The sequence below is a fragment of the Amycolatopsis benzoatilytica AK 16/65 genome (genome assembly GCF_000383915.1).
GTDB lineage: Bacteria > Actinomycetota > Actinomycetes > Mycobacteriales > Pseudonocardiaceae > Amycolatopsis > Amycolatopsis benzoatilytica.
On the sequence record NZ_KB912942.1, the window covers coordinates 3275119 to 3296013 of the forward strand.

Consider the following 20895-nt stretch of genomic DNA (forward strand, 5'->3'; position numbering starts at 1 on the left):
GACAATTTACGTGCAACTATCCCGAAAAGGAAACAAATTTCACGGATCCAAGCCAAGCTCCCGTCACGAATCAGGCAGATTCTTCTCATTTATCCGCGTGCGCCGCAGATTCGCCGCCCGCGCCGAACTGGGCCCCGGAAACTCCGCGGCGCCCACGAACGGGTGCTATTACTCCTGCGACACTTCGCGGGAGAGTTCTGCTTCCAGTCGCTCCGCCGTGGCCTGGATTGCGCGGACGCCGTAACGTTCGCATTCGGCCAGCGCCCGCAGCCGGCATTCGCGGGCCTTGGCCCGTTCGCCCCGCTGGTCTGCCAGCTGGGCGAGTGCCACCAGCACGTCGATCCGGACCTCTGGTGCACGGCCGACGCCGGGCATCGACCGCAGCTCGTCGTCCGCCTCTTCCAGTATTTCTTGGGCGGGACCCGGCTGTCCCGCGGCTGCCATGCTCTCCGCTAGCCGGAACAGCACCGTCGGCAGCAACCGGTCGTTGCCCGGGCGGTCGGCCGCGCTCCGGAAGTATGCCGCCGCCACCCGGTTCACTTCGACAGCCTCCTCGAAATCGCCGAGCGTCTGAAGCAGCGAGCCCAGCAACGACAACGCCAGGTGGTGTCCGTCCGCGTCGCCAGCTCGTGAGAACAGGGCAACGGAGTGCCGGGCGAGATGCAGCGCGGACCGGGCGGAGGTCGAGCAACGTTCGATGCTCGCCCGCCCGTACCACGCCCATGCCTCACCCACCACGTCCTCGGCTTCCGCCGCGGCCGCGGTCGCGAGATCGTTCGTCACTTGCGCCTCGGCGACGCGGCCGCACAACTGGTGCTGAGTCCAGGCGAGAAGGTTCAACTGCTCGACGGTGGCTTCGGCATCTTCCAGCGCCCGGGCCGCGTTGACGCCCATGGTGTAGACCGCAGCCCACAGCCTTCCGGTGCCCCACCGGACCGAGTACCAGAAGATGGACCTGGTCACGGCGAGAACCAACCGATGTTCGTGGTGCAACGCAGCATTCCGCAGTGCGAAGAACCATGTCTCCGCCTCATGATCAAGCCATCGCATCGCCGACACCCGGTCGTGCACCGGGTCCGGTCCGGGTGCGGCCAGCGCCGCACCGGCCTTGCCCGAATCGATCACCTGGGCAGCCTTCTGCACGACGGCGAGCGACCACTCCCTCAGCCGTTTGGCCGCGGCCGTGATGTCCTCGGGCCGCTCGTCCTGTTCCAGCCGCTCCCTCGCGAAAATACGCAGTAGTGTGTCGCAGCGGTAGCGACCCGCCTCGCAGCCGATCTTGAGCAGGCTGGAATCGACCAGCTCTTCCAAACTCGCTTCGCACGTCTCGCGCGACTGCCCCGCGAGCACCGCGAGCACTTCCGCCGACGCGTCCGGCCCGAGAGTCAACGCCAGCAAGCGGAAAATCCTCGCCGTAAGAACTCCGAGCTGGCGGTAGGAAACTTCGAACGCCGCCCTGACCTGAAGATCCCCCGCCGCCAGCAGCGACAGCCTCCTCCGCTCGTCCTTCAGCTGATCAGCAAGATGAGAGATGCCCCAATTCGGCCGGCTCGCCAGACGGTTGCCTGCGATGACCAAGGCCAACGGAAAGCCACCACAGTGATCGACCACCCGCCGCGCAGCATCCAGCTCCGCGGCGACGCGACCAGAACCGACGACTGACGCAAGCAATTCCAGGCCGCTGCCCTGATCGAGGGTGGACAGCGGTATCCGGTGCCGCACGCTGAGACCGCTCATGGTGCTCTGGCTGGTCACCACTATCGCCGAGCCGGAACTGGCGGCGAACAGCGGGCGTACCTGTGCTTCGTCAGATGCGTCGTCCAGGATCACCAACACCTCTTGATCGGCGAGCAACGACTGATACAGCGCGACCCGCTCGTCCTCCGCTGCGGGGACTGCGCGCTCGTCCACCCCGAACGCGCGAAGCAACCGGTAGACCACCCGAGACGGGCACAGCGGCTGGGAACTCGTGCCGCGAAGATTCACATACAGGCACCCTCCGGAGAATCGTTCGGCAAGGGCATGCCCCGCTTCCAGGGCCAGCGCGGTTTTGCCCACTCCGGGCGGTCCGTGGATCACCGCCATCGGCACTCGGCGCGAAGCCTTCGCGTCCTGCGCGAACTGTCCCAGAGCCCGATACTCCAGGTCCCGGCCGACCAGGGGATGCAATATCGGCGGCAGCCTGCAGAAGGCGCCTGCGCCCAACGGGTCGGCTTGCCCCGGCGAGCGCTCGGAGGTGGAGATTCGCCGAACCTGTACCACTGTCTCGCCGAGCCCCCGAGCCTCGTCCGCGGCCAGACCGAGCCCCGCGACGAGGAGTTCGACGGTACGCCGCTGCGGCTTGCGCGTACGGCCGCTCTCCAGGTAGCTGATCGCGCGAAGGCTGATTCCCGTGCGGTCGGCCAGCTCTTCCTGGGTCATGCGGCGGCGAATCCGGTAGAACCGCAGAACATCACCGAAAGCGGAACCGGTCGGCAGCTCCGGCTCTCCCCCTCCCAGAACCAGTGCCGTACGCGAATTTTCACAATCGTTGACAACACTCGTCACAAGCCCATCTCCAACCCTGACGTCACGCCTCGTCCCGGCTGCCGGTATTCAAGGGCCGCTCCTGGCAAAGCCGACCGACTCGCCGGCAAACCCTCGACGACGCTGACACTGGTCGTCGATTCCGGGAACTACCGGATCAGCGACGAAGCGCACTCCAGCCGCGAAAGCGCTTGTTTCCGGCCAGGTCGACGGTCTGCGCGCAACGACGCATGCCTGGATCACCGTCTATACGTAATCATTACCTTTCCTTTACCCTTACGGGCACGATTACATCACGCTGCCAGCCTGTGCCGCCACGCAGAAATACCGGCAGACTGGCGGCAGATCCGCAAGTTTGGACGTCAAACGCGTCAGCATGGGGGTGCAACGGTGCAGATGAGCCCCCGCCCGGATGAGTCCGCCGACCGGCAGCCGAGGGGCCTGTTACGGGTTCTCGCGCACCGAACTTCCTAGCAGATTCGGGGCCACCGAGCGCCCACTGGTTCGCACCTTCGAAGCAGGGTCCGGCCCGTTGACTCGTGATGCGACGAGGGAGAGAGTCCGCCATCCGCCGTGCGCTCACGCCGGCTGCTTCCAGTCACGCCTGCCGAACCGTCAAGTGCAGTTGTCTCGGCAATTCCCCATGGTGTTCGCGCTTGCTCGCTGTCTCTGTCGCGCTTCCGTGCCCAGTCCGATTCCGGAGGGGAGGTGACAGCTGGTGCCTCAGACGCGGATGCTCGCACGGTGAACGGGGCGAGAGGGCGCGAGAAATCGCCCTCGCTCCGCTGCCGAAGAACTCACCCGGAACTGCCCGGTCTCCCCGCTTGCGACAACGTCCGATCTGGACTGCTGAGACCCAGGTCAGCAGCAAGCAGGTGAGCAGTGCGCCGGACCGCCGGCGCGTCGTAACGCGAGCATTCGGCAAGGGCACGCATCCGGTGCTCACGGGCGCGGGCGGGCTCACCGCATTTCTCGCACAGCTTCGCCAACTGCACCAGTATCTCGATCCTGGTCTCCGACCAGCGCGCTTCTTCCAGTGCCGACATCAGCTGGTCCCTGGCCTCCTCCAGGCGGTCTGCCCTGGCCAGGGCCAGGCCGCGAAGGTGCCGCGCCCTGGCCACCCCGATGCTGGCCTGATGTTTCCGGTACAGCGATTCCGCCTCGTCCAGGAACTCGAGCGCGGTCGGCACGTCCCCCGAGACGGTCAGGCTCTCGGCGAGCCGGGTCAACAGGAGCGACAGCAGCTCGTCGTTGCCCGGAGTACTGGTGAGGCCGCGGTGGTGCGCGACAGCCTGCCGGTGCGCCGCCACTGCCTCGGTGTACTCACCCGCCGCGTGCAGCTGCTTACCCAGCAGCGACAGGGCCAGGTGGTACTCGTCGGGAAGCCGGGCCTCTTCGAACAGCTCGGCGGCACGCCTGCCGTGCCGGACGGCATCGCTGGCCGAACCGAGCCGCAGGTCGATGATGGACCGGTAATACCAGGCCCAGGCTTCGAGCACGAGATCACCGACTTCGTGCGCCGCAGCCACCGCGCGTTGGTGGACCACAAGCGCCTCACGCTGTTGCCCGCACAACGCGGACAGTGCCCAGCACAGATAGTTCGCCTGCTCGGCGACAGCACGGAGGTCTCTCAGCGCTTCCGCCGCTTTCAGACCGGTGCCATAGACTTCTAGCCACAGGTGGCCAGACCCGCGCAGATCCGAGTACCAGTGCAGGGCGGTGGCCAGATCGAGGACCCGCCGATGTTCCCCCTGCGCCTGGGAAAGGCGCAACGCGTGGCACCAGTTCGACTGTTCCCGCGCCAACCATCGCGCCGCGGAATCCCTGTCGTGCAGAGGATCCGGCCCGTCGATCTCGATCGTCGCTTCGGTCTGGCCGCGGTCGAAGTACCGGGCCGCCTTCGTCGCGACCGCGAGCAGCCAGTGCCGCGTCCGGTCGAGGGCGGCCCGCACGTCCTCCTCGCTCTCGCAGAGTTCCAGCTGTTCCTTGGCGAACACCCGGACCAGGTCGTGGCTGGTGTACCGGCCGCAGGTACCGCTGAGCCCGAGCAGGCTGGCATCAGCCAGCTTCTCCAGCATCGCCTCGGCGACGTCCGCCGTGTGCCCCGAGACCACGGCGGCCAGCTCGACCGAGATGTCCGGACCCTGCACGAGAGTGAGTCTCCGGAACATTCTCGCCACCGAGAGTTCCAGGTTGCGGTAGGAGATCTCGAACGCGGCGCGCACCTGAAGGTCGCCCGCGGTGAGGACCGAAAGCCTCCGGCGCTCGTCCTCCAGCTGGTCCGCCAGGTGCGCCACTGTCCACTGGCTCCGGCTGGCAAGCCGATTCCCCGCGATCGCCAGTGCCAGCGGCACCCCACCGCACATCTTCGCCACCCGCCGCACCGCCTCGGGTTCGGCCGCCACCCGCTCCTTCCCGACCGCCTGAGCCAGCAGTGCTACCGCGCATTCCTCATCGAGCAGCTCCACCGCCAACCGGTGCCGCGCATCGAGGCCGGCCAGCGTATTGCGGCTCGTCACTAACACCATCGAACCGTTGCTGGCGGCCAGCAACGACCGGACCTGCGCTTCGTCGGCGGCGTTGTCGAGGACGAGCAACACGCTCCGGTCCTGCTGCAGCGAGCGATACAGGGAAAGCCGGTCGTCGAGTTCGGCGGGGATCTTCCGCTCGTCGACGCCGAACGCGCGCAGCAATCGGTACAGCGCTCGGTCCAGCGACAACGGCTCCGGACCCATTCCCTGCAGATCGAGGAACAGTGCGCCGTTCGCGAACCGGCCGGCCAGTCGATGCCCCGCGGTCACCGCGAGCGCCGTCTTGCCCGCCCCCGGCAGACCGTGCACCACCGTGATCTGTAACCGGCAAGAAGAAATCGCGTCCTGGGCGTACTCGTCCAGGACGCTCAGCTCGGCGTCACGTCCGGTGAGTTCGGTCAGCGTCGGAGGCAATGCGCACCCTGCGCGCGCCTGCACCGCTCCGGGAAGCCCGGGCTTGTCGGCCATGGTCGCCATCCGCCGCCCGGCGCGCGCGGCGTCGGTGAACCGATCGGCCTCGTCCTCGGCCAACTCGAGACCGTCGCCCAGAAGTTCCACGGTGCGCCGCTGCGGATTACTGACCAGTCCGCGTTCCATATCACTGATCGCGCGTACGCTGATCTTCGTCCGCTTCGACAGCTCTTCTTGGGTCAGCGAGGAACGCAGCCGATAAAAGCGCAATAATTCACCGAAGTTCATAGTTGCGCTCACGCGGCCGAACTCCTCTCCAGGGCAGACGGGGTAATCCCGGCGACGAATCACCAGTACTGAGATCATCTTGCCACGAAGGTGTGACATCACCTCCCGATGAACGGGACGACCAGCTGCCGCAACCCGATCAGGTGAAATCTCGCGCCAACGGCGAAGCCCTGGAATCAACCAGATCTCACCTGGTGCTGTCGTGATTCCTGGGCGGCCGGTTTGCCGGCCTGTCCGGGAAGGGCCCCTTGCGGGAATCCAATTCCCGCAAGGGGCCCTTCGGGGACGAGACCAGCGAACCGTCCGGCGCGCAGCACCCGAGACAAGCTCTTGCGCCGCGTCAATCACCACGGGAGATACCCACATAAGGGGCGTGCGGCGGCGGCCGTTTTGCTCATCGAAATTGCCGGTGCTTCTGCCTGGTGCACACAGACGTCGGCGGTGTCTACTTCTCAACGTCAGACGCCCTCCTCCCGGCCCGACGCACCGGGAGGAGGGCGGCACTCACGGACGTGAAGATCGGCCTGGCCGGAAAGGTGCTCGACGGTTGCCGGGCCGATCCGCCCCGGTCGCTCGGATCATTCGCGACGCGATATGCGTCCGCCGAGAAGGAGCGTCGGTGCGAGTCATCGCCGTTCCGGCGGATGATCAGTTTTTGATGCAATGAGCTCGGCGTAATCGCCGGAAGGTGTATCGATGAATTCTGTCTTCAAGCGCAGCATAACTACGACATTGGCGGCAACCGGACTACTGGTCGGCCTCTCGACTGGCACGGCATCGGCGGACGACAACCCGCCGGGCATCAAATGCGATTACTCTATCACGACCAAAAAAATGCAGTGCGACGGCAGTTCGGATCAGGTGCGCGCACCCGGCGACGTCGTCGCGGCCGCACTTTTCAGTGCTTACAACTACGAAGGCTATGCAGTGCGGATCTGGGTGGATCAGAACTGCAAGACCGGTGCGACCTACTGGTTCCGTCCCGATCGGCGCTGGTACAAGAACGTCAGGTCGCTTCAGGCGTGGAACCAGTGCGGCGTGTTCCTCGTGGACGAGAACGGGCAGCGGGAAGGCCCGTACACCGAGAACCGTCCCACCGTCGGGCGGTTCGGCACCCAGACCGTGAAGATCGATCTCGAATGAGAGGTGGACAGGTGAATTTCAACCCCGGCCCTTCAAGGATTCTCGGCGCGCTCGCGCTGTCGGTCGCCGTCGCCGGCGGTGTGCTCGCCACCCCGGCGAACGCCGCACAGGCCGCGGACCCGACGCCGCAGCAGGTTCTGCGGTCGTGCGGCAGCGCGAAGTGGTGCAAGTTCCACCCCAAGGGCAGTCTGATCCCCTTCCTGGGCCCGGCCCAGTACATTGGCTACCACGAGAACTGCAGTTCTTCCGAAGCCACCAAGGTGTTCCGGAAGAACGTCTCATCGACCACCACGGACCGGTACAACATCGAAATCGGAGTCGAGGCCGGTCTCGAAGGCGTGCTCAAGGCCTCCGTCCGGGCCAGCTTTGGCCAGGAATGGTCCACCACCGACGAAACCACCCACGAGGTCCGGCAGAACATCGGGCCCAAGAAGAGGGTCGACCTGTGGGCGGTGAAGCACAAGACGAGAGTCACCGGCGACTGGGAGATGTGGCACGAAAAGCAATGGAACGGCCATAACCAGTGGTACGTGTGGGACGACGTCGTCGAAGGTCAGCTCTCCGGTGCGGAATGGAGCTCGAAGTCGTCCGAGCAGGCGGCTCGCTGCTGAAAACCTGAACGGGCCCCCGGTCACCCCCTTGCCGGGGGCCCGTTCTCCTTTTCGGCTGGTTCCCGCCCAGCCGTGATGTTCCGTAGCAAGGAGGTCCCGTGAAAGGGTTCGCCGCAGTTCTCGTGGCATTCGTGCTGGCTCTGTTGTCCGCCCCGCCCGCCACGGCCGACCCGGCGCTGGCCAGGTCTGTTCCGCAGGCCGGCTCGCGCGTCGCGGCGGCGCCGAGCGTCGTGCGCCTCGTGTTCGACCAGGCCGTGGGCGGCGGGGGACCCTACCGGGTGCGCGTGACCAGCGAGAGCGGCGAGATCTGGGACCGGTCGATGGCTGCAGTCGACGGCAAAGTGGTGACCGTGCCGCTGCGGGAGTCGCCGGGCAGCGGCGTCTACGAGGTCCAGTATCAGGTGACCCCGCCAGGTAAGGCCGCGCTGACCGGTTCGTACCGCTTCACCGTCGACCTTCCGGGCCCGACCCCGCCTTGGGTGTGGGTCGCGGTGTTCGTCGGCGTGGCGGGTCTGGTGCTGGCGGCAGTTCGGCTGGCGCGACGCTAGAGCCTGCCTCGGGTTAGCCCCGAGGCCGCCACGCGCGGCCCCGGACCGCCGCCAGTGACGAGCAGCGGGTGCGCGGCGCGGTGGAGCGGACATACCGGCTGCGGTGCGAGCGCGCGGTGATCGACCAGGACACTCCCGCCGAGTTCACCCCGGACGACCACCGGCGCGGGTTCGCCGCCGCGATGGCCGCCCTGGTCGCCGAGTTCGACGCCTATTTGGGCCGTGCCCAGGCGGATCCGGTCGACGATCTGGTCGGCTACCGGCAGCACGCGGTCTGGCTGAGCCGCGACGAACTGCTCGCGATGATCCAAGGCAGGCGGGAGGCGATCGCGCCGATGCTCGGCAGCGCGCCGGCTCCGGGCCGGGCCCGGTACCTGCTCAGTCCGATTCTCTTCCCCAGCGAAGACTGAGCCCGCGAACGCGCGACGCCGGGCGGGGAAGGTCCCCGCCCGGCGTCGCGTCCGTCTCGGTCAGGCCAGCGCGCGCAGCCGCGGCAGCACGTCCTCGGCGAACTGCGACAGATAGCGCTCCTGGTCGTGGCCGGGGCCGTGGAACACGAGGTGGTTCAAGCCCGCGTCCAGGTAGGGCTTGATCTGCGCGACCGCCTCGTCCGGGTCGGACGCGACGATCCACCGCTTCGCGACCTGCTCGATCGGCAGCTCGTCGGCCAGCCGCTCCATCTCCTCCGCCGAGGAGACCGTGTGCTTCTGCTCCGCGCTCAGCGACAACGGGGCCCAGAACCGGGTGTTGGCCAGCGCCTTCTCCGCGTCGCGGTCATACGACATCTTGATCTCGATCATCCGGTCCACGCCCGCCGCGTCCCGCTCCGCCGCCGCGGCTCCCTCGGCCATCGCCGGCATCAGCTTGTCGGTGTAGAGCTCCATGCCCTTGCCCGACGTGCAGATCATGCCGTCGCCCGCGCGACCCGCGTACTTCGCCACGACCGGCCCGCCGGCCGCGACGTACACCGGCACCGGCCGCTCCGGCCGGTCGTAGATCTTCGCGTTGACCAGCTGGTAGTAGTCGCCCTCGAAGTCGACGCTGTCCTTCGTCCACAGCTCGCGCATCAGCCGCACCGACTCGCGCAGCCGCGCGAACCGCTCCTTGAACTCCGGCCATTCCCGGCCCGACACCGCGATCTCGTTCAGCGCCTCGCCGGTGCCCGCGCCCAGGATCACCCGGTCGCCGGACAGCAGCGCCATCGTCGCGAACGCCTGCGCGATCACCGCGGGGTTGTACCGGAACGTCGGCGTCAGCACGCTCGTCCCGATCAGCACCCGGCTGGTCCGCTCGGCCACCGCCGGCATCCACGCCAGCGCCCACGGCGCATGCCCGCCTTCATGGCGCCACGGCAGGAAGTGATCCGACACCCACACCGAGTCCAGCCCCAGCTCCTCGGCGCGCACCGCGAACTCCACGAGCTCGCGAGGACCGAACTGCTCCGCCGACGCCTTGTACCCGACCTTCAGCTCCACGATCGCCCTTCCCCGTCCGCCTGAAACCACGCAGCATTTCCCGTGGCGAGTCCAACCGTACCCGGAGAGGCCGACACAGGACGGGTGTGCGCTAGGTCACCCGGCCAGGAGTCCACACGGGACGTTCAGCCGCGCGCGGACGATTCGGCGGTCCCGACCCTGCGCACCCCGGCGCCGACACCCGCACGATGCTGGCCCGGCGCGGCGTACGCCGGACACCAGCCGAGGACCTCGATCGTGAATGCGCTCCGAGAGCTGCTCGCCGGTCGTCGCGGACCCGTGGATCGTGCTCGGCTGGTGCGTCGGAAAACCAGGGGGTCGCGTTCATCAACGCCAGCCCGCTCGGCCGACAGCCCGGCCCCTTGTCGCCGCTGCCCGACCACTCCCGCGAGTACCGGTCGAAGTCGTTGCGGGAGTGCGCATACGCCGAGTCCGGCTGCCGCGTCAGGAAGCCGTGGTACGGCGCTCCGCCGACCGCGGCGTCCAATTCGGACACTCCGCGGACGAGGCCGGCACCCGGGACAGCGCGGTGAGGCCGGACATCAGCACGCCCTGGTTGTAGGTGTAATGGTTCCCTACCGGGGTGCAGCTGGCGCCGTCGACGCCGTCCACGACCAGCCCGTCCGCGCCGATGATTCCCTTGTCCCGGAACCAGTCCCGCCGTGTTGCGCCCGAGACCGGTAGCGGTGGTAGGCGTCGATCCACGCCATCGCCCACCAGCCGGTGTCGTCGGAGAACTCGTTGCGGAACTGGCCGCGGCCGGCGTTGACGTTCTTTTCGTACGTCGTGGAAATCGCGCAGTCGTAACTGCCCATCCCGGTGACCGCGGCATCGCGGATGACGCCGGTCAACGAGACCGCGCTCCCCCACCAGCCGGCACCGCGGAACTGACCGGTGCCGTTGTCGTACAACGCCATCATCGCGGTCGCGGCGGCTTCTGGGTGCGCCAGCCGCCGACCCCGGACGGCGCGGTGGTGACGCCGAGCCGGGCCCCGCCAGGGTAAGCGCCGACATCGTTGTCAGGGCCGCCGTGAGCATGATCCGCACCGCTGCCTCCTTGGGGTTCCCCGCCTTTCGGACGAAGATCCCGGCGGCGGCCGCGCGCCGTCGATGACAAAGACCTGGCGCGCGAATGCCGCCGAACGGCCGGGCCCGAGCATCGCAGGACCCGGCCGTTGGGCTCACTGCGCGGCGGGCAGGTCGTCGAACTCGACGACCTGGCGCACCTCGACCTCGATCTCCTCGAACAGCCCGGCGTACTCCTGCGCGTACGCCACCGCCTGGGCCCGGTCGTCCACGTTGATCAGCGCGAACCCGCCGATGACCTCCTTGGCCTCGGTGAACGGGCCGTCGGTCGCTACCGGCGTCGCGCCGCGCGGTTTGCGGACGATCGCACCCTTCTCCGACGGGTGCACTCCTTCCGCGGTGATCAGGATGCCGCGTGCGGACCAGTCCTGGATCATCCCGCCCATCTTCTCCATGAATTCCGGGCTCGGGTTCCAGGCTTCCGGGGCGCTCTCGTCCAGCCGGTGCATCATCAGGAAACGCATGACCGCTCCTCGGGTTCAGGCCGGGGCCCGGTCGGCTCCGGGCGCGTTCGCCGGCCTCTGGATACTCGTCGGGCGGGCTCGGCCTGCTTCGACATCGTGCGCCAAGAATTTTTCCGCACGCCTAGATCAGCACCGATGCGAGGGCGACTTTCGCGGCCTGACCAGGCAGGCAGCCGCGCCGACCGTCACGCCGGCGACCGCCAGCCCGGCGACCGGGCTGTCCATCAGCACCAGTCCGGTGAGGAACGCGGTGCCGGCAAGCAGGAGCACCGCCATCCGCAGCACGGGCGCCCAGACGAGGACGAAATCCGCCGCGAGGGACGTCCAGGGGTCGCGAGTGTCGGGCTTGCGGTGGCGACCGTGCCGATTGCGCGCGAGTACCTGCTTGGCGGAGGCGATCATCTCGTCCCGCGAGGCGATCCGCCGAGGCGGACGGGAGCAAGGCGTCCAGTCGACGATGACCCGGACCCGAGCCGGCGGCGCGGAGGAGCTGGGGTGGCGCGGGCTGGGTCGGCCGCGGACGACAGGGGCCGAGGAGGAGCGGGGCCGAGGCAGGCTGCCGGTCGAGGCGGGGTTCCGCGGGAGAGCCGGGGTGCCGCTCCGTCCCCCGGCAGCCGGATCTGCTGGAGCACCACCGTGAGCGTCGCCCGGGGCGGCACCGACGGCGTCGTCCGGCCGAGCAGGTTCGCGGCGGCCGCCAGCGGTCTCCGGCCCCGCTGCCCCGGCCGGTCGCGCCGACGTGCCCGGCGGCAACGCTGTCCTCGGCGGCCGCACCGGCGCGGCCGCCGTTTCCGCGCGGACCGGCTTCGCGTCCGGCCCGGCGCCCTCGTCCGGTCGGCGCGGCCCGGACGGCAGCGCGCTTCGAGGCGACTGGTCGGCGAGGCAGGGAAGTAGCGTCACGAAGATCGTCGTCCCTTTCTCTTCCGGCCCGGCGGACCGGCGCTGACAGATGTCCAGGCGTCCCGGCCGCCGCACGGGCGGCCTCGGATGCGGCCATCCTGGCGAAAACCGTGCGTCACCGACCAGCTCTACTGCCAGTGTCGCGGTGAACGGTCCTTCATCGTCGCCCAGCGGTTCGAGTGACGGCTTCCGTCACTCCCTGCGGTCGCCGTTGCGGCCGTTCCGGAGCCGAACCAGGAAATCTTGTCCAAACCACTAGGCACGTCCGGAGCCGTCCGGCCCCTGGCCGGAAACGGGAATATGCACGTTCATTCGCACGGTCATCCCGGACCGCCGCCCGGCGGCCGGCCTCGGGTCACGACGCTGTAGACACGGAGCGTCACTGCCAATGGTCGCTTCAGCTCACCCATACGAGTGACACGGAGAGTGATGATCGTTCGAGTGAATATCGATCGACGCCGGCCTGCGCTGGGGCGTCCGGAACGACGGTCGGCTGCCGGGCAGCACCGCGGCACGTCGCCGGGGCGAGGGTCAGAAGAGACGGCCCGCGTCCTCGGCCGGCGGTTCTTCCAGGTGCAGCAGGAACCGCTTCCGCTCGACGCCGCCCGCGTAGCCGGTGAGGCCGCCGCTGCTGCCGACCACGCGGTGGCACGGCACGACGATGCTGATCGGGTTCCAGCCGTTCGCGTTGCCCACAGCCTGCGCCGCGCCAGGTTCGCCCAGGTCGACGGCGAGGTCGCGGTAACTGCGGGTCTCGCCGTACGGGATGCGGGTCAGCAGCTGCCAGACACGGAGTTCGAACTCGGAGCCGCGCAGGTCCAGCTCCAGATCGAAGGTCTGGCGGCGGCCGGCGAAGTACTCGGCGAGCTGGCGGGTCGCGTCGGAGAAGCCTTCGTCGGTGCGCGGACCGAACTCGGGGAACCGCGGGGTGCGGCGGTGACCGTCGAAGTAGACGCCGACGAGCGCGCCGCCGTCCGCGACCAGCGTGAGGTCACCGACCGGCGAGGCGGCGACGGTGTGCCGGAAAGCCATCTGTCCTCCGTGATCGGTGCCACGGAACGGTATCCGGGCGGCTCGCGCGTGAGAGCATCGCCGTCCATGGACGACGGTTTCGCGGATATCCCGACCACGACGCTCGCCGACATCCTCGGCCGCGGCCAGGTGCTGGACCACGGCGTGCGCCCGCTGTGGGCGCCGCTGCCGCGGATCGCCGGGCCCGCCTATCCGGTCCGCTGCCCGCCGGGGGACAACCTGATGCTGCACGCGGCTATCCACCGCGCGCCGGCGGGCTCGGTGATCGTGGCCGAATCCGGCGACCTCGACTACGCGCTCGCGGGCGGCAACGTCTGCGCGACGGCTCAGCGCCGCGGCATCGCCGGGTTCGTGCTGGACGGCGTGATCCGCGACCTGATGGAGGTCCGCGAGATGCGGTTCCCGGTGTACGCGCGCGGCGTGATCCCGATCCCCGGCACGAAGGCCGCGGTGACCCCGCTCGGTGAACCGGCCCAGTGCGGCGGGGTGACGATCGCTCCCGGCGACATCGTGGTGGCTGACGAAGAGGGCGTGGTCGTGGTGCCGGCCGGGACAGCGGAGCAGGTGCTGGCCGACGCCCGCAAACGACTGGCGAAGGAAGAGGCGCAGACGCTGGACGACTGGGCGCAAGCGCACCGCGCGAAGGTCGACGCGGCGCTGGCGGCGGGCGGGTTCTCCGGCTGACGCTCAACGGCTCAAGCCGGTGAGCGGGCCGCCGGCTGACACCGCCGCCTCGCCCCGGCGAACGGTTCTCCGGCCGGAGCGCGCTGCGACAGCTCGCCGCCGACCGGACTGAATCGGTTCGTCGTTCAGCCCGATCGGCGCGCCCGGCAAGCGTTCACTCCGGCCGTAGAGTCCACATCGGACTGAATCCGGCGGGTCCCGGTTCCGAATCGGGCGGGGGCGGTTCCGGGTCGGGCAGCGGTCGATCCGGTGCCGGCGACGGCAGCACCGGGTCCGGATCTGCCGGATCGGCGGGCCCGGGCGGTACCGGTTCGGGCGGGGCGGGCGGCGCGGTCAGGCGGATGCTGGGCATCGACTGCTCCTTTCCTTCTTGATGGGCTGCCACGGACCGGCGGAGCCGAAACATCCGCCCCGGCCGGGCGAGGTCGGCTAGGGTCGATGACGGAGCCCACGACCGAGAAAGAGGCGAGACGATGAGCGCGGACAAGCCCGGCGAACAGGAACCTCTCGACGCCGAGATCGTGGAAAGCCCGGCCTCGCCGCGGGTCGCCCCGATGCCGGCCGCGCCGCCCGACCCGGCCGCTCTCCCCGAACCGGACTACAGCGACACCGGCGCGCCGTCCTTCGACTACGTGCGGGACCGGATCGAGAAGCGGTACACCACGTCGGTCGGCGCGCAGGAGCTCGCCGGGATCGGCGGTCCGGAGAACCTGGAGTCGCTGGACAAGAAAATCGCCGACCGCAAGGAAGCGGCCAAAGACAAGCTGGCCGAGATCCGCCGCGCGATGGGCAAGGACTAGCGGCTCGACACCATCCTGCCCGGGGCCTGGCCGGCCCGCTGCGAGGCAGTCCGCGCACGTGACCGGCGCGCTCACCGTCCACAATAGACTCCACGGGCAAACTGCCTGGCCCGCCGGCCGTGGATTCTGGTTGGATCGCGGACATGCCCAGCACCGTGCGCGTTCCCGGTCTCGTGCTCACCGAGCACAAGTTCTCCGTCCCCCTCGACCACGCCGATCCCGACGGCGCGAAGATCACCGTCTTCGCGCGGGAGGTCGCCGATCCGGACGGCCTCGACCGGCCGTTTCTCGTCTACCTGCAGGGCGGTCCCGGGCACGAGGCGCCGCGGCCGTCGGCAGGTGCGCCGGGATGGCTGCCGCGCGCGCTGCGGGAGTACCGGGTGCTCATGCTGGACCAGCGCGGCACCGGCCGGTCCACCCCGGTCGGCACGCTGCCGGGCACCCCGTCCGAGCAGGCCGGCTACCTGACCCACTTCCGCGCCGACGCGATCGTTCGCGACGCCGAGTTCATCCGGCGGGCGCTGGGAGTCGAGCGGTGGAGCGTGCTCGGCCAGTCGTTCGGCGGGTTCACCACGCTCGCCTACCTCAGCCAAGCCGCCGAGGGCCTGGCCGAAGCCTTCTTCACCGGCGGGCTGCCGCCGATCGGGCGGCATCCGGACGAGGTCTACGCGGCGACGTTCGTCAACCTGATCGAGCGCAACCGGCGCTACTACCTGCGCTATCCGGGCGACCGCGACCGGGTCGAGGCGCTGCTGCCGCTGCTCGACGACGGCGCCGTCGCGCTCCCCGACGGCAGTCCGCTGACCGCGCGGCTGTTCCGCCAGCTCGGCCACACCCTCGGTGCCAGCGGCGGCCAGGAAACCCTCCACTACCTGCTCGAACGTGACCCGCTGTCGCCAGCGTTCGCGCACGACGTCGCCAGCACGCTTCCGTTCACCGCCCGCAACCCGCTGTACTCGGTGATCCACGAGTCGTCCTACTCCGACGGGTTCGCCACCCGCTGGTCGGCCGAGCGGACGCTGCCGGAGGAGTTCCGCACCGACCGCACGCTCTTCACCGGCGAGCACGTGTTCCCCTGGCTGTTCGACGACCTGCGCGGGCTGCAGCCGATGAAGGAGACCGCCGAGCTGCTCGCCCAGCACGAATGGCCGAAGCTGTACGACGCGGACGTCCTGAGCAAGTGCACGGTCCCGGCGGCCGCCGCGATCTACGCCAACGACATGTACGTCGAGCGCGTGTTCTCCGAGGAGACCGCCCGCTTGATTCCGACGCTGAAGCCCTGGCTCACTGACGAATACGAGCACAACGGGCTCCGTGCCTCCGGCGACCACGTACTGGGCCGGCTGATCGACCTGGTGCGCGGCCGGGTCTGACCTGACCGGGAGGGGAGTCCCGGCGGGATTCCCCTCACGGCTGGGCCAGGATCACCGCCCGGACGGCCAGATGCAGCGCAAGCCGCTCGTCCGGGCGGGACAGATCCACTTGCAGCAGCTGCTCGATCCGGCCGACGCGCGCGGCCACGGTATTCCGATGGACTCCCAGCACCGTCGCGGTCTCCGCGAGCGAAGACTCCGCGTCGAGGTATGCGCCGAGCGTGCGGATCAGCTCGCCGGGCGCTGAAACCAGCGGAGCGAGCAGCGCCCGCGCCGCGGGCTCGAAGGTGTCCGTCCGGGTCCATTCCAGCAGCAGCTGCGCCATCCCGAGCTGGTCGACGTGCAAGAAGTACCCGGTCTCCGGCCGGGTGGCGGCCAGCCGTGCGGCATCCGCCGCTTCGGCGACAGTCGCGGCGAGACCGTCCGCGTGCGGACGCCCCACCCCCAGGTGCGCGTTCAACGTCCGGCGCAGGCTCCGATGCGCGGCACGCAATCGCGCGGACAACGCCCGCACCCGCTCCGCCGTCGGTTCCTGCTCGAACGTAACCCACCCGGTCCAGCCGTCGCCGTGTTCCACCGTGACGGCGTCCACCGACTCGGCGCGCAACGCACGAACCACCTCCCGCGTACGCGAAACGGTGTCGACGCCCGCCGGTACGCCGATCCGCAGACCGACGTGCCATCCGCCGAGCCGCCAGCCAGCGTCGGCGGCTCGGCGGCGCAGATCGGCTCCGGGTTCGGTGTCCTGCCGCAACAGATCGCCCAGCAGTGCCGTCCGAGACCGGGCATCGCGCTCCAATTCCAGCCGATGCGCCAGCAGCCACCGCTGCACCGCACCGGCGGCCACCGCGAGCGTCGCGGCGACCACGTCCGCCCGCGGCGCTTTTGCTCCGGTCAGCTCCGCCGCCAGCCACACCGACGGCTGCGGCACCACCGCCGGATGCGCGAGCAGCACGCCATCCGGAAGAGAAACCCGTTGCGGCACGGGCTCCTGGAACCGCACCCGGGCCGCCTCGGCGAGCTCCCCCGCCAGCACCTCGCCTCGATCGTCCAAGACCGCGACCGGGGCGTCCAGCAACCGCCGGAGCACGGTCACGATCTCTTCCGGCGGCCGCAACCGCTCCCCCAGCGCCCGATGCGCGACAAGCACCGCGTCGGCGCGAGCGGCGTCCGGCGCCGCCAGCGCAAGACGGGCGTCCACCAGCAGATCGAGCGGATCCGCGGCCGTCACCAGCAGCGGCACCGAAAGCCGGTCCGCCAGCAATCGGGACGCGGCAAGAGGTTCCTCGCCGGGCAACAGCACGCCGGCCGCCCGGCTGTCGGCACACCGCCGCAGGAGCGCATCGACCTGCCAGTCCCCCGACAGTGGCCGCACCAGCACCACCAACGCGCCCGCGGCCGGGGTGCCGGCCGCGTCCAACGCCGCCGTGACCATACTCAATGGACGGTCCAAACCAGACTCTCCGGCGCAGACCCGGACCTGATCTGTCCACGACGGCAAGGCCAGCAACCCGCGCAGAATCATCCCGCCACCACCGGATCGCAGTCGATTCCGTACGCCCGCGGCTCCAGCAACGGCCGCCGCCGCGGATCAGTCCAGAACGGCGCCGCCGCCAGGCACACCACATCGACCTCGACCCCGGCGCGAATCAAGTCGCACTGCAACGGCACCCCGGTGCGCCGGTCCAGTACCGACAAGATGTCCGGGGTGGACGCCACCGGCAGCCCGTCCCGCAACGCCAGCAGATATTCGTTCTCCATCTCAAGCCGCAGCAGCGCGCCGTCGCGGTGATCGGCCAGCGTCGCCGAGCCGCGGCCGAAGCCGGGCCGTCCGCGCTCGCCGGGGCCGACGTGACGGGACACTTCCAGCACCCGTCCCCTCGCCAGGACCCGGCCGCGTAGCGCCGTTTCCAGCGTCGGCAGGTCCGGATTCTCCCCGGCGGCCAGGGCGCGCCGGCCGAGAGCGAGGGCTTGGCTGGTCGTGGCCAGCACGGTGTTCTCCGCCAGTTCGCCCGCCGGGATCGGGGCCAGCGCGATCGCCGCCCAGCCGCCGGAGCTGACCAGGAACGCGCGAACGCCGTCCTCCACCGCCGCGTCGCTCGCCGAAGCCAGCACGACGACCTGGCCGCCGGGCTCGGCCATCGCGGCCGGGGCCATGCCGCGGCCGGTCGCGGCGACCGACGCCTGGTCCAGCCGGGGCAGGCCGCGGCCGCACAGGTCCGCGTCCGCATACGGCAGACCCAGCTCCGCGGCGGCGGCAAGCGGCAGCAGGCCGTTGAGCCCGCCGATCTCGATCGTCATCAGGGCTTGCGCGCGCTGCCCGGTCCACCGCTGGATCGCCGCCACCGCGGAGGCCATTTCGTCGCCGCTCGGCAGCTTTTCGGTCAGCGCGGCGGTCGCGCCGACGATGCCGATCGGCACGACCAGCGTGTCCGGCGGCAGGTCGGCGACCCCGACCACCGCCGGTTCGCGACCGGATTCGAGCAGCCGGCGCAGCAGCACCGCGACCGTGACGGTGTCGCCGCCTCCGCCGGAACCGAGCAGCGCGACCCCGCGTTCGAGGGCCGGCACGTCCGCGGCGGTGATGCGCATGGCTGGTCAGGGTATCAGCGGAAGCTGTATCCGCCGTCCGGATACAGCGTCGAAGCGGTGGGGTGAGCGCGGAGGCTCAGCTCGCGGGCGAGCCCAGCTCGGCCGCCGCCGCGCGCGGCTTGTCACCGCTTCTTCCCGCCGCCGAGCACCACGACCGTCCGGCCGTCGAGCGAAGTCATGAAGCCAGCTCCACCGGGACGAAATCATGCGCCAGCCCGAAGGCGGCCGGGCCGAACGTGGCCAGCGCCTCGGCAGTGCGCATGAGCGGCGGCGTCGAGATCCCGACCACGGTCACCCGCTGGCCGTAGCGCAGCGTCTCGGTGGTGATCGGTTCGGCGGACTCCGCCTCCAGCACGCAGATCAGGTCGGGCACCAGGCAGCGCATCTCGCCGTCCACGAACGCCACCAGGTTTTCGTTCTGGAACTGGATTTCCAGCTTGTGCTCCCCGTCGAACGACGTCGCGGCGGCACGCCCGCGGGCGAACCCCTCCTCGGTCCGGCGTTCCACATCGGACACTTTGCCGCGGAACAGCACCCGCAGATGAGAGTAGAGCGTGTCGCTCAGCGCGACCGCGAGCGCGGCCACCGGATCGGCATTCGCCTCGCGCGCCAAGCGAATCGCCCGTCCTACGCTCAAAGCGAGCGACAGCGTCCGCGGCACCGCGGTGCGTTTCACGTCCGCACCGCTCATCGAGTACTCGGCGATGTGCGCGACGCCGCCGAGCCGGATGGTGACCCCGCGCGCGAGCCATTCCATCCGCCGGTTGTCGGCACCGGTGTCGATCACCGTGGTCTCGCCGCGCTCGCCGGCGATCCCCATCGGCGAGCCGGGAACGCCGTAGACGCCGAAGGTCTCCATCTGCAGTTCCGGGAACGCCCGCCCCATCCCGTCCGCGTCCACCACCGGCAGCCCGAGCCGCGCGCCGACGACCAGCGGGATCATCGAGTTGATGCCGCCGCATTCGATCGGCATCGTCGCGTCGGCCTTCCGGCCGAGGTGCTTTTCCAGCGCCCGCAACGCGAGTTCCGGTTCCGCACCGTTCGGCAGCTTCTCGTGCACCACGGTCGGCGCGCCCATCTGCGCGGTCGGAATGACGAACGTGTCGTCGGCGAGGCCGGCCGGGTCGAGGATGGTGACCGGGCCGTGCTCGCGGATCGCCTCGCGCACCAGGAGGCGCCCGACGTAGGGATCGCCGCCGCCACCGGTGCCGAGGACCGCCGCGCCGCGCGCGAGGTCTTCGAGATGGTCCTCGGTCAACGTCCAGCTGCTCATTCCCGCACCGCCCGGAAAAGAGCTTCGCCGACGAACTGGAGGACAGCGCGGACCTCAGTCTCCGCGATCCGCTCGCGAGCTTCGCTCATGCGTTCACCCCGACCGGGTCGTGGTCGTAGCCGAAGTAGCGCGGACCGGCCAGCTCGATGCCTTCCGGCGTGTGCCAGCGCGGATCCGCCGGGGCGGCGATGACCGTCACCCGCTGGCCGTAGCGCAGGCCCTCGGTGGTCACCGCTTCGCCGGACTCGCGGTCGAGCGTGCAGATCAGGTCCGGCACCGAAGCCCGGACCTCGCCGTCGACCTCGGCCACCAAATGCTCGTTCTGGAACCGCAACATCATCTCCGAACCGGTGTCGCCGTCGGTTCCGGACAGCCGGGCATCGCCGCGAGCGAAGCCGGTCACGGTGCGGCGGGCGACGTCGACCACCTTGCCGCTGAACAGCTTTTTGCCGCTCAGCCGCGCCACGACCAAGTCCACCGGGTCCGCGTGTTCGGCGCGCGCCTGCCGCACCAGTGCGCCGAGTTCCGCGCACAGGCTCAGCGTGCCCGGCACCATCGACTCGCGCGCCTGCTCGCCGGACATCGCGTAGTTGCTGATCATCGCCGAGCAGCCCATGTCGATCGTCGCCGAGCGGGCCAGCCGCTCCGCCCAGCGGTTGTCCACAGTGTCCAGTACCCCGCGGTTGCCCTTCTCGTCCGCGATGGACATCGGGGTGGCGCGGATTCCGTACAGCGTCGGCAGAACCATCTGCAGTTCCGGGAACGCCCGCCCCATCCCGTCCGCGTCCACCAGCGGCAGGCCCAGCTGCGCCGCGGCGACGACCGGGATCAGCGAGTTCACCCCGCCCGCTTCGGCGCACGCGATGTGCGTCAGCTCCTTGCCCAGATAGGCCGCCAGCGTCCGGGCCGCCAGGCCGACCTGTTCGGCGGACGGCAGCTTCTCCACCATCACCGTCGGCGCGCCCATCATCGCGACCGGCAGCACCACCGCGTGGTCGTCCAGTTCGGACAGTTTCACCAGCGGCACCGGACCGTGCTCGCGAACCGCCGCGTGCGCCAGCAGCCGGCCGATGTAGGGGTCTCCCCCGCCGCCGGTGCCGAGGATCGCCGCGCCGCGGGCGATGTCGTCCAGGTCGTTCGCCGTGATCTCCGCCATCG

18 protein-coding genes are annotated in these 20895 nt (G+C 69.7%); 7 read left to right on the forward strand and 11 right to left on the reverse strand.

The features are described 5' to 3' along the window. Positions 1-168 precede the first annotated feature (168 nt). A complete protein-coding gene (locus tag AMYBE_RS41735; RefSeq protein ID WP_342663934.1) occupies positions 169-2505 on the reverse strand; it encodes a helix-turn-helix domain-containing protein in 2337 nt (778 codons plus the stop codon). Between the two features lie 818 nt (positions 2506-3323). Then, positions 3324-5768: a helix-turn-helix domain-containing protein gene (locus AMYBE_RS0115035; RefSeq protein WP_245573197.1), complete on the reverse strand. Its 2445-nt coding sequence runs from the start codon at positions 5766-5768 to the stop codon at positions 3324-3326. Between the two features lie 684 nt (positions 5769-6452). Between AMYBE_RS0115035 and AMYBE_RS0115045 the strand changes: the two genes are divergently transcribed. The 4 genes from AMYBE_RS0115045 to AMYBE_RS41745 all read left to right on the forward strand — a co-directional run bounded on the left by AMYBE_RS0115045 (position 6453) and on the right by AMYBE_RS41745 (position 8468). Beyond that, positions 6453-6899, forward strand: a complete 447-nt coding sequence (locus tag AMYBE_RS0115045) for a hypothetical protein (RefSeq protein ID WP_154676212.1) — start codon at positions 6453-6455, stop codon at positions 6897-6899. A gap of 11 nt (positions 6900-6910) precedes the next feature. Beyond that, the gene (locus AMYBE_RS0115050; protein WP_020660217.1) at positions 6911-7510 is read left to right on the forward strand and encodes a hypothetical protein; all 600 of its coding nucleotides are present in this window, start codon (positions 6911-6913) and stop codon (positions 7508-7510) included. 98 nt (positions 7511-7608) lie between these two features. Continuing rightward, entirely contained in the window at positions 7609-8058 is a 450-nt protein-coding gene (locus AMYBE_RS41740; RefSeq protein WP_020660218.1) for a copper resistance CopC family protein, read from the forward strand. 68 nt (positions 8059-8126) lie between these two features. After that, positions 8127-8468 carry a hypothetical protein gene (locus AMYBE_RS41745; RefSeq protein WP_020660219.1) on the forward strand — a complete coding sequence of 114 codons (342 nt, stop codon included), beginning with the start codon at positions 8127-8129 and terminating at the stop codon, positions 8466-8468. 60 nt (positions 8469-8528) lie between these two features. Here AMYBE_RS41745 and fgd read toward each other — a convergent pair whose 3' ends face one another. The 5 genes from fgd to AMYBE_RS0115095 form a co-directional block, all read right to left on the reverse strand. Further along, on the reverse strand, positions 8529-9533 hold the full coding sequence (fgd, locus tag AMYBE_RS0115065; protein ID WP_020660220.1) for a glucose-6-phosphate dehydrogenase (coenzyme-F420): 1005 nt from the start codon (positions 9531-9533) through the stop codon (positions 8529-8531). Positions 9534-10108: 575 nt separating this feature from the next. Next, positions 10109-10453, reverse strand: coding sequence for a hypothetical protein (locus AMYBE_RS0115075; RefSeq protein WP_020660222.1), 345 nt, complete (start codon positions 10451-10453; stop codon positions 10109-10111). A gap of 261 nt (positions 10454-10714) precedes the next feature. Beyond that, a complete protein-coding gene (locus tag AMYBE_RS0115080; protein WP_020660223.1) occupies positions 10715-11083 on the reverse strand; it encodes a YciI family protein in 369 nt (122 codons plus the stop codon). Positions 11084-11209: 126 nt separating this feature from the next. Continuing rightward, positions 11210-11485 carry a hypothetical protein gene (locus tag AMYBE_RS0115085; RefSeq protein WP_020660224.1) on the reverse strand — a complete coding sequence of 92 codons (276 nt, stop codon included), beginning with the start codon at positions 11483-11485 and terminating at the stop codon, positions 11210-11212. A 1029-nt stretch (positions 11486-12514) separates the two neighbouring features. Further along, on the reverse strand, positions 12515-13015 hold the full coding sequence (locus AMYBE_RS0115095) for a methylated-DNA--[protein]-cysteine S-methyltransferase (protein ID WP_020660226.1): 501 nt from the start codon (positions 13013-13015) through the stop codon (positions 12515-12517). 66 nt (positions 13016-13081) lie between these two features. On the opposite strand from AMYBE_RS0115095, the gene AMYBE_RS0115100 reads away from it, so the two are divergent. The 3 genes from AMYBE_RS0115100 (at position 13082) to AMYBE_RS0115115 (ending at position 15872) form a co-directional block, all read left to right on the forward strand. Continuing rightward, complete coding sequence (locus AMYBE_RS0115100; protein ID WP_027927665.1) at positions 13082-13699, forward strand: RraA family protein; 618 nt, start codon at positions 13082-13084, stop codon at positions 13697-13699. Between the two features lie 473 nt (positions 13700-14172). Beyond that, positions 14173-14499: a hypothetical protein gene (locus AMYBE_RS0115110; protein ID WP_020660229.1), complete on the forward strand. Its 327-nt coding sequence runs from the start codon at positions 14173-14175 to the stop codon at positions 14497-14499. A 143-nt stretch (positions 14500-14642) separates the two neighbouring features. Further along, entirely contained in the window at positions 14643-15872 is a 1230-nt protein-coding gene (locus AMYBE_RS0115115; RefSeq protein ID WP_020660230.1) for an alpha/beta fold hydrolase, read from the forward strand. A 34-nt stretch (positions 15873-15906) separates the two neighbouring features. Here the strand turns inward: AMYBE_RS0115115 and AMYBE_RS0115120 are convergent, their stop codons facing one another. From AMYBE_RS0115120 to AMYBE_RS0115140, 4 genes are all read right to left on the reverse strand, one after another. Beyond that, entirely contained in the window at positions 15907-17307 is a 1401-nt protein-coding gene (locus AMYBE_RS0115120; protein WP_020660231.1) for a PucR family transcriptional regulator, read from the reverse strand. Positions 17308-17393: 86 nt separating this feature from the next. After that, positions 17394-18464 (reverse strand): DUF917 domain-containing protein, encoded by a 1071-nt coding sequence (locus AMYBE_RS0115125; RefSeq protein WP_020660232.1) that lies wholly within the window; start codon positions 18462-18464, stop codon positions 17394-17396. A 175-nt stretch (positions 18465-18639) separates the two neighbouring features. Beyond that, a complete protein-coding gene (locus tag AMYBE_RS0115130) occupies positions 18640-19737 on the reverse strand; it encodes an S-methyl thiohydantoin desulfurase family protein (protein WP_020660233.1) in 1098 nt (365 codons plus the stop codon). Positions 19738-19822: 85 nt separating this feature from the next. Continuing rightward, positions 19823-20893, reverse strand: a complete 1071-nt coding sequence (locus AMYBE_RS0115140) for an S-methyl thiohydantoin desulfurase family protein (RefSeq protein ID WP_020660235.1) — start codon at positions 20891-20893, stop codon at positions 19823-19825. Between the last annotated feature and the right edge of the window lie 2 nt (positions 20894-20895).

Bases quoted from the DNA above. Each gene is read 5' to 3' on its own strand.
- AMYBE_RS0115045 (WP_154676212.1), top strand. From the start codon at position 6,453: ATGAATTCTGTCTTCAAGCGCAGCATAACTACGACATTGGCGGCAACC.
- AMYBE_RS0115075 (WP_020660222.1), bottom strand. From the start codon at position 10,453: ATGATGGCGTTGTACGACAACGGCACCGGTCAGTTCCGCGGTGCCGGC.
- AMYBE_RS0115080 (WP_020660223.1), bottom strand. From the start codon at position 11,083: ATGCGTTTCCTGATGATGCACCGGCTGGACGAGAGCGCCCCGGAAGCC.
- AMYBE_RS0115085 (WP_020660224.1), bottom strand. From the start codon at position 11,485: ATGATCGCCTCCGCCAAGCAGGTACTCGCGCGCAATCGGCACGGTCGC.
- AMYBE_RS0115095 (WP_020660226.1), bottom strand. From the start codon at position 13,015: ATGGCTTTCCGGCACACCGTCGCCGCCTCGCCGGTCGGTGACCTCACG.
- AMYBE_RS0115100 (WP_027927665.1), top strand. From the start codon at position 13,082: ATGGACGACGGTTTCGCGGATATCCCGACCACGACGCTCGCCGACATC.
- AMYBE_RS0115110 (WP_020660229.1), top strand. From the start codon at position 14,173: ATGAGCGCGGACAAGCCCGGCGAACAGGAACCTCTCGACGCCGAGATC.
- AMYBE_RS0115115 (WP_020660230.1), top strand. From the start codon at position 14,643: ATGCCCAGCACCGTGCGCGTTCCCGGTCTCGTGCTCACCGAGCACAAG.
- AMYBE_RS0115120 (WP_020660231.1), bottom strand. From the start codon at position 17,307: ATGGTCACGGCGGCGTTGGACGCGGCCGGCACCCCGGCCGCGGGCGCG.
- AMYBE_RS0115125 (WP_020660232.1), bottom strand. From the start codon at position 18,464: ATGCGCATCACCGCCGCGGACGTGCCGGCCCTCGAACGCGGGGTCGCG.
- AMYBE_RS0115130 (WP_020660233.1), bottom strand. From the start codon at position 19,737: ATGAGCAGCTGGACGTTGACCGAGGACCATCTCGAAGACCTCGCGCGC.
- AMYBE_RS0115140 (WP_020660235.1), bottom strand. From the start codon at position 20,893: ATGGCGGAGATCACGGCGAACGACCTGGACGACATCGCCCGCGGCGCG.